Source organism: Nocardia huaxiensis (assembly GCF_013744875.1).
Taxonomy (GTDB): domain Bacteria; phylum Actinomycetota; class Actinomycetes; order Mycobacteriales; family Mycobacteriaceae; genus Nocardia; species Nocardia huaxiensis.
In genome coordinates this window covers 6,830,786-6,843,742 of sequence record NZ_CP059399.1, presented here as the reverse complement: position 1 = coordinate 6,843,742, position 12,957 = coordinate 6,830,786, and the positions used below count along the sequence as shown (strand labels likewise).

Below are 12,957 nucleotides of genomic sequence, written 5' to 3'. Positions count from 1 at the left end.
TCGCCATTGACATCTGCTCCACATTGAGTCGCGCGGGGCGTGAAAAGTGGGTTCCCTCGGTGAGATTCGAACTCACACCGTCCGGTACCTGAAGCCGGTGCCTCTGCCATTTGGGCCACGAGGGATTGAACTGGAGCAGTACAGAAACGGGGCCGCTCCTGGCGAAATGCCTTGGAGCGACCCCGTTTCGGTGATCTCGGATATCCGCGATCTAGAGTCTGCTCCGTACGCCGGCGCGGCGAAGCCAGGTGCGGCCGAATACACGTCCGCTGGTCAGCTGAATCAGCTCGGTCACGGGTGCCGCCTTCCTGGTGTCGTCGGGAGAATGTGCTGGAACCACGGTAGCAACGGGGTTCGGAGGCGGTAAAGCCATTTTCCGGTGGCTGCTGACCAGCCGGTTCACGGGTTGCGGGCGAGCAGGATCCAGTTGTCGGTGCGGTCGGCCTCGTGGAAGTGGGCCGACAGGTAGGGGCGGTAGAGCTCGAGCATGACGTCGACGGTTTCCTGGCAGCAGCCCTGGCCCGCGATCATGCGCGGGATCATGATCCAGTGGGCGTCGGGGAAGATCTGGTTCGCGTCCGGGTAGTGCGTGCGGTTGAAGTCGAAGTCCAGGTCCCACCAGAGGAAGGCGCCGCGGGTGGGTGGGGTGGACAGGGCGAAGGAGAACGGGTCGGTTGCGGCGATCGTGAAGATGCTGTCGTGGTGAGTGTTGTGGCGTTCGAGGAGGGCTATGCCGTCGTTGAGCATGGCGGGGACGTCGTGGGCCGTGCGGTAGGCGGTGACCCATTGGGAGTCTGCCGGGATGTAGTAGTCGCGGAGGTGGTCGCTGGCGATGCGCTGGCTCGCGGGCGGACGAACGACTTCGTCGTGGCGGGTGACGCTGCCCGCCAGTGCGATTCCGTCCCGGGCGGTGATCACGCCCATTGTCGCGATCAGCAGCAGTGCGGCGGCGGCCAGCGCGGCGGCGATCGGCCATCTGTGGTCCTGGTCCTCGCCCGGTCCGCCCGCCCAGCGGGGCAAGCGCGGCCCGAGGAAGGCGACGAACAGCAGCGGGATGAGCGCCAAGGCCGGGATCTCGTTGCGCTCCTGGGCATTCAGTGTCGAGATGAGCAGGCTCGAGCCGCCGATCGCGGCGATGACGACGGTCAGGCGCACTATCGTGGCGGCCTGTTGCCGCGAGATCGCCGCCAGCACAGCGAGGGCCAGCAGGGTGAGGACGGCTATCGGAGCGACATCGCGCACGCCGGTCCACAACTGCTGCAGGCGCATTCCCGGCGGAATGGTCTTCGCCGCATCGGCGACGTCGGCCAGATAGCCGCCGAGCGACACGCCGAATCCGATCCACATGCCACCCAGTACGACGCCGAATCCGGCCGCTACGCCCAATAATTCGGCCGGGCGACGCGGAGCCGTTCCGGCAATGATGCCGAAGACGATCATGACCACGGCCACGCCGAAGAAATTGAGCTTGTCGTAGAACAGCATTCCGAGCAGCAGGCCGAGCAGAACGGCTTCCACGATCGCCGCGCGCCGGGCCCCGGTATGCACGGGGCGGACGCACGCGAGCAGCAGCACGATGCCGAAAAGCGCCCAGCCCCAACGGTTGTACAGCATGGCGTAGGAGGTGATGTCCGTCGCGTAGTGCAGTGGCCGCACGGCCACCAGCAGGAGCGCGGTGAACACGGTGAACACCGCCGCGTACGGCGCGGGTAACCGCCGCCGCGCCACCCACCACGCGATCGGCGCGAGGATGGCGAGCATGACGACGCTGCCGTAGCCGATCGCCGCCAGCGACGGGGTGTCCTGCAGGCGCATTCCGAGCGAGATGAGGCAATAGAGAAGTGGCCCAATGGGATTGTGAAAATCCGCGCCGGCCGACTGTCCCCGCAGAATCCGGTACGCGCCGTCGAGCATATTGAACGGATCCCACGGCGCGGCCATCGGTGCGGGCGCCCAGACAATCGTGGCGATGGCAATACCGGCGACCATCACTACCGTCGCGATGGGCCAAACATACGCCCGAAAATTCGTAAGCGAAAACATATAAGTGCGGCTTCTCTGGCGCAAGAACGGGACGGCGCCAATATTGACACGGCCGAGCTGTCCGCAGCGCCGAAACAATAGAAACTCCGGTAATCGGGAATCGGTGAAATGGCGGAGAATTCGTGTGACGATTCTCGATCTTGTTCAGCCGCCTCGACAATCCATCAATCTGATTTGATGTACCGTGGGAAGGGTGGAATCGATTGGACGACCAGAACTTCCACTGCTGCTGCGGATGGCAGCCCATCCGCTGCGCTGGGCCCTGCTGACCGAACTCGCCTCGGGTGACCGTCGCGTGCGCGAGTTGGTGGCCGCCCTGGGCGAACCGCAGAACCTCGTGTCCTATCACCTGCGACTGCTGCGCTCGTCCGGCCTGGTCGCCGCCCGCCGCAGCACCTTCGACGGCCGTGACAGCTACTACCGGCTGGACCTGCCGCGGTGTGCCGCCGCCTTCGGGAACGCGGCAGCCGCACTGCATCCGGCGCTCACGCCGACGGCCGTCGACGCGCCCGCGTCCGGCGGCTCGGTGCTGTTCCTGTGCACCGGAAACAGTGCCCGCTCACCGATGGCGGAAGCGCTGCTGCGTTTTCGCGGCGGCGGGCGGGTGCGCGCGGTGAGCGCCGGCAGTCATCCGAAATCGCGGATGCACCCGTTCGCCGTGCAGGTCCTGCGGGACGACTACGGCATAGAACTCGGGCAGCAGCGGCCCAAATCCATTGCAGCCCTGGAAGTCCGGAGCTTCGATCGAATTATCACCCTGTGCGACAAGATTCGTGAACTGCCTCGCGACGACGCGTCGGCAATTCGCACCGCGCACTGGAGCATTCCCGATCCCGACGGTGTCGACCTTCACGAATTTCGTGATATCGCAACAGAGCTCGACACTCGAATCCATTATCTGATACCAACTTTGGAGCATCAGTCATGACCATCACCGAATTCGCCGGTGTCCGCTATCTCGTCGACGACGTGGCCGCCGCCACCGACTTCTACACCACCCATCTCGGCTTCACCTTGAACTTCGATGCCGCCCCCGCCGTCGCCGAGGTGGCCCGTGGTCCTATGCGCGTGCTGCTGTCCGGACCCACCAGCTCGGGCGCTCGTCCCATGCCGGATGGCGCCACCCCGAGCCCCGGCGGCTGGAACCGCATTCACCTCATTGTCGAGGACCTCGACGCCGAGGTCGCTCGCCTGCGCGCCGCGGGCGTTACCTTCCGCAATGACATCGTCAGCGGCCCCGGCGGCCGTCAGATCCTGGTCCAGGACCCGGCGGGCAATCTGATCGAACTCTTCCAGCCCGCCGGCTCCTGATCCCGCACGCTACTTGCGGCCGGTGACCTTGCCGACGATGAACAGCAGCAGCACCGCGCCGCCGAGACAGGTCAGGAAGCTGAAGATCAGCCCGCCGCCGCGTACGTCCACACCGAGCAGTTTGAGCAGGAAGCCGCCGAGCAGGCCGCCGATGACGCCGACCACGACATTGAGCACGATGCCCTGCTGAGCGTCGGTGCCCATGAGCTTGCTGCCGATCCAGCCGGCCAAGCCGCCGATAACGATCCAACCGAAGAATCCGAGTGTGAGCATCGTGTCTCCTACCAGTTGCAGTGCCGATTTCAGGCCCATGGTCGCTCGTTCATCAGCGGAAATCGGACTGTGACACGCCGTTTCACCGCGGAAATTGAGGGGCGGCGGTGACCGCCGGCCCGGCAGAATGGGCCGCACGTCCGACCGGGGTGGCGTACGAGGGAGGCGAGGACGATGATGCGATTCGAGGTCGACGCGGTGACGCCCGCGGCGGAACCACTGGCTACCCGGCCACTGGGGGAGCTGTACGCGGATGCGCTTGTGATCGGCGGTGATCCGGCGACTCCCATGCTGACGCCCGACGGGGTGCATCCGCTGTTCAGTGCGGTCGCGCAGGCGTTCGCACAGCATCGGCCGCTGGTGCTGTCCCCGGACGCGGTGTGGCTCACCGTCACTCAGGGCCTGGCCCGGCACATCCGATTGCACGCCGAAGAATTGCGCGCGAAGCTGGTCGATCATGAGGGGCGGGCGACGCTGACGGTCACGGTCGACGGCGGCATGCCCGCGGACGCGGCGGGCTGGGCGTACGCGGTCGAGCTGTTCGAGAAGGGTCTCGCCGAAAAGGCCAGGGGCACCGCACTGTTCGAATGCGACTTCACCACGAGCACCGCAGTGGAGCGGATCGCGGGCCGGGTGGTGGCGCTTGACGCCTACGCCGAGTACTTCGCGCTGTGGATGATGTGCGTCTGCGGGATTCCCGCCATCACCCTGACGGGCACCGTGGAGGACTGGCGCAAGATTCGCGAACGGGTGGACGCCCTGGCCGACTTCGGCCTCGAAACCTGGTGCCGCTCACTGGCTCCCATCGCCGACGAGTTCGTGCGGGCCGCCGCCGGGGAGCCCGATATCGCATTCTGGCAGCGCATCTACAACCCGGTCGACGCCTACGGCGGTGACCGCGCCACCGGCTGGATCACCCGGTTCTACCCCTACCTGAAGGGCGGGGTCACCTTCGACGTCCCGAACCCGATGCTGGACCTGCCGCTGGACGAACCGCGCGGAAAGCCGGAGAGCGCCTTCGATTTCGACTTCCCGGGCATTCGAAGCACAGCGGTGCCCGCCACGCTCGCACGCGCGGTGGTGCACGTCAACGATCAGATCGAAGGTCGTAATCGCGCCGTCGCCCTGCGCGCCGGGCTGGTCGGCGTCACCCAGGACGCGGACGGGGCGCTGCGCCCGCTACCGGGCTGGCATCTGGAGGCGGCGACCATCGAGATCGACGAGGTGATCGACCGCATCGAACGTGACCACCAGGTCACCGCACCCGAATCGGACAACGACTGGCTGGACGGTTCGGCCGAGGTGCAGCGCCTCTACATGCGCATCGGCACCGGCACGCTCTTCGACGGCGCCTGGCGAATCCTGCCCGTGCGCGAACACTGTCGCGCCGCAGTGCCCGGCTCGGACCTCGACCTGACCGTCATGTTCGCCCGCACCGACGGCACCTGCGTCGCCGCCGCGACCACCTACGACCTCGAGTCGGCCGATCTCCGCACCCACTGGGTGGTCTGCGAAATCGTGCCGACCCCGCGCGACGACGACACGTGGCGGAAGTTCCGAATCCGCGGCAATCCCAGCGATATTCGCGTGCACGGCACCTCCCTGGCCCTGCTGCTCGCCGACGCCCTCGACCATGGCGGCCGCCTCACCCACACCGAAACCGGCCGGCTCGACCAACTCCTGCGAGCGCACCCCGAGTGAGAGGGTGAGGACATGATCCGGAGACGACTCGCACACGGCACGCTGCTGGTGGCCGTAGTGGCGGCGGCCGGTTGCCTCCCGTGGTCCGAGCCGTCGCCCACGACCACCGCGCCGCCACCCTCCACAGTGATCGCGCAACTCGGCACGCCCTTCACGCTCTCGCCCGGCGCCACCGCACACCTCGACGACGAGCGTCTCACCGTGCTGTTCAACGAGGTCTCGAGCGACAGCCGCTGCCCCGTGGACGTCGACTGCGTCTGGGAAGGCAACGCGATCATCGTCCTGACCGTGGTCGCGGCAGGCGTGCAGGCCGAGCACCAACTCGCCACCGCCTACCCGGAATTGGCGGCCGATACCGCAGGCGGCTACCGGTTGACACTGGTGAACCTGAGCCCGGAGCGCCGCCATTCCGACGGCGAGATCCCACCGCAGAACTATCGCGTCGACCTGATCGCCGCGCGGCCGTAGCCGGATCAGCGGGCTCGCCGGAACCAGTCCCCCGAAACCCGTTGCGCCAGCACCACAACCAGCAGGATGCCGACGGCCAGGTGCCCGAATCCCGCGCCGTAGACGATCAATACGCGGGAGTCGTCCCCCGCGACCGGCTCCCCGCCGACCACCCGACCGCCTGATTCCTCCTGCCCGGCCAGACTCATGGACGAGAGGAAGAACAGAATCATCAACGCGCCGAACACAATGGCCGTGACCTTGGTCCCGGAGCCCCCGCGCCCGAAGAACAGCGCGGTAATGGCCGCACCGAACGCCGGAAAATACGCGAACGTCAGCTTCCCGGCGGAGTACGAGTACCCCATGGAACTGAGCGACACGATCGCGATCACGCCCAGCGCGGCCAGGATCAGCGCGGCGATCTGCGCCACCCGCACGCTCCTGGGCATCGAGGTCATCGGCGTCCCGAATCGTGGTGGGGGAGCATAAGGCCCGTACGGCTGCGCGGGATACGGCGGCCGGTTCGCGGGATACTGCGGGGGTCCTGGTTCATACGGTGTGTCGGACATGGGTGCAGCCTCCGCCTAGGACGATCTCGATCGCCCACCGTAGATGCGAGCCGCGCCGTCCGGCAGCATCATTCGGTCAGGAACGAATACGGCCGTGTACCCGGGACGGAGGTCATCGACCATCGAGCAGGCCGGTCCGCTCAGGCCGGGACGCTGCGCTGGCGCTGGACGCGGCGGCGCCGACGCGGACGCAGCGCCCGGAGCGAGGTGCTCCGCCGGTTCGGACGCCACCTCGGATACATTTGCTCGCCGGTATTACTCTGCGAAAGGGCTGCACGTCATGGTTGTCTCTGCCGACAAGGTCGTGTCCATCGAATACACCCTGACCGATGACGAAGGCGACGTGCTGGACACCTCCGCCGGCGAAGCGCCGCTGGAGTACCTGCACGGCGCGGACAATATCGTGCCCGGCCTGGAGGGTGCGCTGGCGGGCAAGGCCGTCGGTGACGAGCTCGAGGTCGTCGTCGAGGCCGAGGACGCCTACGGCGAATATCTGGCCGAGCTGGTCAGCACGGTGGCGCGGGACATGTTCGAGGATGTCGAGGAGCTCGAGGTCGGCATGGAATTCCATGCCGAGGCCCCGGACGGCGACGCGCAGATCGTGACCGTGGTGGGCGTGGACGGTGACGATGTGATCATCGACGCCAATCACCCGCTGGCCGGGCAGCGCCTGCATTTCAAGGTGAAGGTGGTCGGCATCCGCGACGCCACCGCGGAGGAGATCGCCCACGGCCACCCGCACGGCGCGGACGACGACCACGCCCACTGATCGGCGAATCGCGGTGCCGTCACGGTGAATTCGATTGCCGGAGGGCGGTGAACAGGCGAACGCACCGCGCGGTCATCTCATCGGGCGTGTAGCCGGGATGATCGCTCCACCACGCGATGGTGGTGGAGACGATGCCGAACCACAGCGACAGCATGAGCGAATGGTCGCCGGGGTCGGAATCGGCTGCGGCGGTGAGGGTTTGCGCCACGCCCTGCGCGCCCATGGTGTTGAGCGCGTCCTGGTAGCGGCGCGCGGTGAGATACGGTTCGCTGCCTCGGGGCAGGGTGGTGTCGTAGAGCAGGGTCCAGTTCCGGGTGTGCCCGTCGAGGGCGTGGAAGATGGCGTCGAGGGTGGCCAGCGCCCGCGCCTGTGCGCCGGATGCGGTCTGGGCGGCCGCGACCGCCTCGGTGAGCACCGTGCCGGCGCGGTGCACGCACGCCGCGTGCAGGCCGTCGCGGGAGCCGAAGTAGGTGTAGATCAGGGGTTTGGAAACTCCTGCGGCGGAGGCGATCCGGGTGAGGGACGCGTGGGCGTATCCGTGCGCGCCGAACTCCGCGGTGGCGAGCTCGAGGATCTGCTGTTCGCGTTGCTCGCGGGGGACGCCCTTGGTGCCGGCGCGGGTCATCGGGCCGCCGGGTCGAGCAGCACGCCGGGATTGAGAATGCCCGCCGGATCCAGGGCCGATTTGGCCGCGCGCAGCGCGACCGCGAAGGGTTCGGGCCGCTGCCGGTCGTACCAGGGCCGGTGATCGCGGCCGACGGCGTGATGATGGGTGATGGTGCCGCCGTGCGTGTGCAGCGCCTCCGAGACGGTGGCCTTGATCTCGTCCCACTGCTCCACGGTCCGGCCCCAGCGTCCGGCGGCGTAGATGCCGAAATACGGTGCGGGACCGTCCGGATAGACGTGGGTGAAACGGCAGGTGAGCAGCCCGGTCACACCCGTCGCGGCGAACGCCGCGGTCGCCGCGTCCTGCACCGCGCCGCGCAGGGCCGCGAAATCGGCCCAGGTGCAGGCGGTTTCGAAGGTTTCGGTGATCATCGACTGCGCGGCCAGCGCATCCCGCTGATAGGGCATGCGCAGGAACGAGTTTCGCCAGGTGCCCGCCGCGTCGGAGCGGTCCCGCGTCTCGTCGTCGCGCGTGTTCTCGGCGGCCGTGCCGCCGTGGTCGCGGCAGATGTCGAGGGCACGCCGCAGGGATTCGTCCACCGGATGGTCGGCGGATTCGAACCCGAGCACGAGCACCCCGCCCGCCGTGCTGGTGCCCGCGTTGAGGAAGGCTTCCACCGGATCCAGCAGCCGGCAGTTGGCGGGGAACAGCCCCGACTGCGCGATGACCCGGGTGGCGGTGACGGCCGCGTCGTAATCGCCGAACACCACCGACGCACCCGCCCGCCAGCGCGGCCGATCCTGTAGGCGCATCCAGGCTTCGGTGATGACGCCCAGCATCCCCTCCGAGCCCAGGAACATCCGATCCGGCGACGGCCCCGCGCCCGAGGCGGGCAGCCGCCGCGACGCGCTCACCCCCACCGGCGTCACCACCCGCATCGACTCGACCAGGTCGTCGATGTGGGTGTAGACGGTGGCGAAATGCCCGCCCGCCCGCGTGGCCAGCCAGCCGCCGAGCGTCGAGAACTCGAACGACTGCGGAAAGTGGCGCAGCGTCAGCCCGTGCGGTCGCAGCGCGGCCTCCAGCGCCGGGCCGAAGACGCCCGCCTGGATGCGCGCCGCCCGGCTCACCCGATCGACCTCCACGACCGCGTCCAGCCGCCCCATGTCGAGCGCGATCGTCCCGGAATAGTTTGCGCCGCATCGTATTTCGACGCCGCCCACCACCGACGAACCGCCGCCGAACGGCACCGCGGCCACATTCGAGCGAGCGCACCAGTCGAGCACGTCGATCACATCCTGCTCGGTGCGCGGCCGCACCACCTGATCGGGCACATGATCGATGCGCCCCAGCAGGTTTCGCACCACATCCCGGAACGCCTGCCCGTGCCCGTGCGCGAGCCGGTCCACCAGATCCTGCGAGGCGAGATGGGCCAGCGTGCCCGGCAACTGGATGCGCGGCTCGGGCACGGCGAGATCCTTCGGATCGGGCGCTTCGTGCACGCTCAGATCGGCCCCCGGCAGCAGGGCCGCGACCCGCCGCGTCAGGGCTTCGCGTTCGGCTCCGGTCACCGCGTCCTCGACATTGCCCCAGCCCCACCACGATCGTGTCGACACGCGCGCGCTCCCTCCGAAATGAATTGACCGGAGGGTAAATTAACCCGGAGTCAATTCGCAACCGGAACGCACAGCGGCGACCCGCACGCGGTGCGTCACCCGCGGTGCGTGTGAAGAGCGATCTCCCGAAATCCGCCGGAAACCTGCTGTTAGTAGCTCACTGACAAACTCCCCGCCAACTCGGAAGCAGTGCAACAGGAGCAGGAAGACAACGTGCGATACCGCTGGATGATGCGCAGTGCGGCCTTGGTGATCGGGATGGGTGTGCTCGCCGTCGCGGTCGCCCTGCCGGTGTTCGAGAGCGCGGCGGCAGCGGAACCGGGCGCACGGGATCGGGCGCGAATCGTGGACAGCCGCAGCATCGATGACCGGCATCTGCAGCTCACCGTCCACTCGGCCGCGATGAACGCCGATTTCACCGTGGCGGTGCAGCGGGCTGCCGACACCTCGGTCGCGCGCCCGGTCCTGTATCTGCTCAGCGGCGGCAGTGGCGGCAAGGGCCCCGGCTCCTGGGACCAGGCCACCGGTGTGCTCGGTTTCCTCGCCGGCAAGAACGTGCACGTGGTGCAGCCCATCGGCGGCGCGGGCTCCTATTACGCGGACTGGCGCGCGCCGGATCCGCGGCTCGGCGTCATGAAATGGCAGACCTATCTGACCGAGGAACTGCCGCCGCTGATCGACGCGGCCCTCGGCGCGAACGGCCGCAATGCCATTGCGGGAGTGTCGATGTCGGGCACCTCGGTGCTGCAACTGCCGATCGCCAAGCCGGGGCTGTACCGGGCCGCGGCCACCTACAGCGGCTGCGCGCGCATCTCCGATGCCATCGGTCAGGCCTACGTCCGGCTCACCGTCGCCTACAGCGGGGGCGACGCGGCGAACATGTTCGGGCCCGCCGGCGATCCGATGTGGGCGGCCAACGATCCGTATGTGAACGCGGAGGCGCTGCGCGGCCTGGAGCTCTACATGTCCAGTGGCAATGGGCTGCCCGGCCCCTACGATCGGCCCGGCGATCGGCATCTCGTGGGCGGCGGTGACGCGCTGGCGAATCAGATTCTGGTGGGCGGTCTCATCGAGCTCGCGGTGGACCAGTGCACGCGGGCCATGGCCGATCGCCTGGCGGAACTGGGGATCCCGGTGACCGTCGCACTGCGGCCGTACGGCACGCATTCCTGGGGGTACTGGGACGACGAATTGGCCGCGTCCTGGCCGGTGCTGGCGCGCGGGCTCGGGCTGTAGGCGGTCAATCCCGTTCCTGGCGTTGCACCGACCGGTAGACGTAGGGGGCCGCCGTGAAGACCAGGGTCGCCAGCGGCTTCGGCACAAGGGGGCGCAGCTGCACTCGAATTATGTAGTGCCGCACCGGTATTCCATGCCGTGGCACGCGGCGCAGTTCGATGGTGCCGAGCTGTGAACCGTGCGCGTCGAACACCCGGAAGTCCCAGGATCGCGGGGCGTCGGCGATGATCTCGCCCACTTTGTCGCCCGCCGTGAACAGTTCGAGCGCCACCTTCCAGCCGCTGCGTTCGACGATCTCGCCGAGGTGTTCGACGCCGGGGCGTTCGACCTGGATCCGGCTGCGGAAGCGCACCACCTTCTCGGTGAGCAGCAGGGTCACCGCACCGTGCGGGTCGCGCACCTCGCGGATGCTGCCCGCCAACCGTTGCCAGGTGGAGCCGATGGGCGCCATCGAGCCCAGCGGCCGGCCTGCGGCGTCGTAGATGTCGAAGTTGCTGTGCTCCACCCAGCGGGCCGGATGGATGAAGTCGATGCTGGTGACCTCGGTGAGATGGCCTGTCACCGGCTCGTTTTCGCGCATGTTTTCCCCCTCGTGTCGTCTCCTGCTTGATCGCGCGTCGGTTATGGAACGTTCGCTCAAACGGGCGGCCCGGGCGATTATCCGAATCCGATCGAGGGCCGATTCCCGGATGTCACGATGAACAGGGCTGATACCGGGCGAATCGAGGAGGGGACGTGACGGTACGGGAGCAGGGGCCCGCCATCGAGCAGATGGCGGTTCTACACCGCGGATTCCGGCAGGACCTGGCCACCGCGCCCGGCCTGGTGCGCAGACTGCGCGCGGGCGACCACGACCGCATCCGGCTCGTCGTCGACCACGTGCGAGACCTCATGGAACGCCTGCACATTCACCACACCGGTGAGGACGAACTGCTCTGGCCGCTGCTGCGTGAACGCGCCCCCGACGACCTCGCGCGCATCCAGCTCATGCAGGACCAGCACGGCCAGGTCGACGAACTCGTGCGCCAGGTGACCACCCTGCTGACCCTCGTCTCCGCCGACCCCGTCACCTACCGCGCGGACCTGGCCGACCGCCTCGACCAACTCGCCACGGTCCTCGACGAACACATGACCGTCGAAGAGGAAGAACTCCTCCCCATCGTCGCCCGGCACATCACCGCCGCGGAATGGCACCGGCTGGGCGAACACGGCATGACCAGCACCCCCAGGAACAAACGCCTGATCACCCTCACCCGCATCCTCGACGTGGCCACCCCCGAAGAACGCCGTGTCTTCCTGAAAGAGCTCCCCGCTCCCATCCGCCTGCTCTGGAAATTCGTCGGCAAACGGCAACTGGCCCGAGCCGACGCCGAACTCTACGGCTGACCGCACCGCCCCCCGGCAACGATCGAGCGCCGGTGCCCAGCAGGCACCGGCGCTCTCGGATCTGTCGGGCTACGCGCTGAAGGCGCCCATGGTCGGCAGCCACTCGACGAACCGCTTGTCCTCGAGCAGGCCCTCGCGGGCGAACGGGTCATTGGTGAACAGCTTCTCCACCGACTCCAGATCCTCGGCCTTGACCAGGATCAGCGCGCCGGAGCCGTTGGCGTACGGACCGCTGGTGAGCACGACGCCCTCGTCGACCAGGTTGTTCAGCCAGGCGCGGTGTTCGGGCCGGAACTCGTTGCGCTGCGGCACGGTCGCGTCGGAGTAGACGTAGTGGACGGCGAAAACAGCCATGGGCCATCGCTTTCTGATCTGGAGTGGTGTTCGAAACGGTTACAGCGTCAAGAGCATTCGGGTATTCCCGAGCGTATTGGGCTTCACGTAGCTCAGGTCCAGGAATTCCGCGACACCGGTGTCGTAGGAGCGGCACATTTCCGCGTACACCTCGGCCGTGACCGGAGTGCCCTCGATTTCCACGAAGCCGTGCCGGGCGAAGAAGTCGACCTCGAAGGTCAGCACGAACAGCCGCCGCAGTTCCAGCTCCCGCGCGACCGTGATCAACTGCGACACGAGCATGTGTCCCGCGCCGGTGCCCTTGATATCCGGATGCACCGCGACCGTGCGCACCTCGCCGAGATCGGCCCACAGCACATGCAGCGCCCCGCAGCCCAGCAGCTGCCCGTCGCGTTCCGCGACCCAGAACTCCTGCACCGCCTCATACAGCGTGACCAGGTTCTTCTCCAGCAGGATCCGACCGGCGTAGATATCGATGAGATGTTTGATGGCGGGCACATCCGAGGTTCGGGCGCGGCGCACGATCGGCTGGGATGCCGATTCGCCGCCGACCGAACCACTGTGGGGTGCCCGTGTTGTCATGGGGTGCACAGTAGTCGGCCCCGGTACCGATAGGCTTGTCGGTGTGTCGCACATCCAGTCCCC

General features: G+C 67.7%; 15 protein-coding genes and 1 tRNA gene. 7 read left to right on the top strand and 9 right to left on the bottom strand.

The annotated features are described in order from the left end of the window. Positions 1-51 precede the first annotated feature (51 nt). Both H0264_RS31125 and H0264_RS31120 read right to left on the bottom strand, forming a co-directional pair. Positions 52-125 (bottom strand) — tRNA-Leu (locus tag H0264_RS31125). A 274-nt stretch (positions 126-399) separates the two neighbouring features. After that, entirely contained in the window at positions 400-1,989 is a 1,590-nt protein-coding gene (locus tag H0264_RS31120) for a hypothetical protein (protein ID WP_181580852.1), read from the bottom strand. Positions 1,990-2,236: 247 nt separating this feature from the next. Between H0264_RS31120 and H0264_RS31115 the strand changes: the two genes are divergently transcribed. Both H0264_RS31115 and H0264_RS31110 read left to right on the top strand, forming a co-directional pair. Continuing rightward, on the top strand, positions 2,237-2,971 hold the full coding sequence (locus H0264_RS31115) for an arsenate reductase/protein-tyrosine-phosphatase family protein (protein ID WP_231084703.1): 735 nt from the start codon (positions 2,237-2,239) through the stop codon (positions 2,969-2,971). Further along, a complete protein-coding gene (locus H0264_RS31110) occupies positions 2,968-3,354 on the top strand; it encodes a VOC family protein (protein ID WP_181580851.1) in 387 nt (128 codons plus the stop codon). Before H0264_RS31115 ends, H0264_RS31110 begins: the two co-directional genes overlap by 4 nt. A 9-nt stretch (positions 3,355-3,363) precedes the next feature. Here H0264_RS31110 and H0264_RS31105 read toward each other — a convergent pair whose 3' ends face one another. Then, positions 3,364-3,627: a GlsB/YeaQ/YmgE family stress response membrane protein gene (locus H0264_RS31105; protein WP_181580850.1), complete on the bottom strand. Its 264-nt coding sequence runs from the start codon at positions 3,625-3,627 to the stop codon at positions 3,364-3,366. Positions 3,628-3,801: 174 nt separating this feature from the next. On the opposite strand from H0264_RS31105, the gene H0264_RS31100 reads away from it, so the two are divergent. Beyond that, positions 3,802-5,328 carry a DUF4419 domain-containing protein gene (locus tag H0264_RS31100; protein ID WP_181580849.1) on the top strand — a complete coding sequence of 509 codons (1,527 nt, stop codon included), beginning with the start codon at positions 3,802-3,804 and terminating at the stop codon, positions 5,326-5,328. A gap of 12 nt (positions 5,329-5,340) precedes the next feature. Continuing rightward, positions 5,341-5,796, top strand: a complete 456-nt coding sequence (locus tag H0264_RS31095) for a hypothetical protein (protein ID WP_181580848.1) — start codon at positions 5,341-5,343, stop codon at positions 5,794-5,796. A gap of 5 nt (positions 5,797-5,801) precedes the next feature. Here H0264_RS31095 and H0264_RS31090 read toward each other — a convergent pair whose 3' ends face one another. Continuing rightward, the gene (locus tag H0264_RS31090) at positions 5,802-6,224 is read right to left on the bottom strand and encodes a hypothetical protein (protein WP_181580847.1); all 423 of its coding nucleotides are present in this window, start codon (positions 6,222-6,224) and stop codon (positions 5,802-5,804) included. Between the two features lie 400 nt (positions 6,225-6,624). On the opposite strand from H0264_RS31090, the gene H0264_RS31085 reads away from it, so the two are divergent. Continuing rightward, complete coding sequence (locus H0264_RS31085; protein ID WP_181580846.1) at positions 6,625-7,113, top strand: FKBP-type peptidyl-prolyl cis-trans isomerase; 489 nt, start codon at positions 6,625-6,627, stop codon at positions 7,111-7,113. A 19-nt stretch (positions 7,114-7,132) separates the two neighbouring features. On the opposite strand, the gene H0264_RS31080 is transcribed toward H0264_RS31085, so the two are convergent. Then, positions 7,133-7,738 carry a TetR/AcrR family transcriptional regulator gene (locus H0264_RS31080; RefSeq protein ID WP_181580845.1) on the bottom strand — a complete coding sequence of 202 codons (606 nt, stop codon included), beginning with the start codon at positions 7,736-7,738 and terminating at the stop codon, positions 7,133-7,135. Next, the gene (locus H0264_RS31075) at positions 7,735-9,336 is read right to left on the bottom strand and encodes an FAD-binding oxidoreductase (RefSeq protein WP_181580844.1); all 1,602 of its coding nucleotides are present in this window, start codon (positions 9,334-9,336) and stop codon (positions 7,735-7,737) included. The genes H0264_RS31080 and H0264_RS31075 overlap by 4 nt, the downstream gene beginning before the upstream one ends. 258 nt (positions 9,337-9,594) lie before the next feature. Between H0264_RS31075 and H0264_RS31070 the strand changes: the two genes are divergently transcribed. Further along, a complete protein-coding gene (locus tag H0264_RS31070; protein ID WP_420832121.1) occupies positions 9,595-10,572 on the top strand; it encodes an alpha/beta hydrolase in 978 nt (325 codons plus the stop codon). A gap of 4 nt (positions 10,573-10,576) precedes the next feature. On the opposite strand, the gene H0264_RS31065 is transcribed toward H0264_RS31070, so the two are convergent. Continuing rightward, entirely contained in the window at positions 10,577-11,152 is a 576-nt protein-coding gene (locus H0264_RS31065; RefSeq protein WP_181580843.1) for an LURP-one-related/scramblase family protein, read from the bottom strand. A 155-nt stretch (positions 11,153-11,307) separates the two neighbouring features. Here H0264_RS31065 and H0264_RS31060 point away from each other — a divergent pair, with 155 nt between their 5' ends. Continuing rightward, entirely contained in the window at positions 11,308-11,958 is a 651-nt protein-coding gene (locus H0264_RS31060) for a hemerythrin domain-containing protein (protein ID WP_181580842.1), read from the top strand. Between the two features lie 69 nt (positions 11,959-12,027). On the opposite strand, the gene H0264_RS31055 is transcribed toward H0264_RS31060, so the two are convergent. Both H0264_RS31055 and H0264_RS31050 read right to left on the bottom strand, forming a co-directional pair. Continuing rightward, positions 12,028-12,312, bottom strand: coding sequence for a YciI family protein (locus H0264_RS31055; RefSeq protein ID WP_181580841.1), 285 nt, complete (start codon positions 12,310-12,312; stop codon positions 12,028-12,030). A 39-nt stretch (positions 12,313-12,351) separates the two neighbouring features. Then, entirely contained in the window at positions 12,352-12,894 is a 543-nt protein-coding gene (locus H0264_RS31050; RefSeq protein WP_181580840.1) for an amino-acid N-acetyltransferase, read from the bottom strand. Positions 12,895-12,957: the final 63 nt, after the last annotated feature.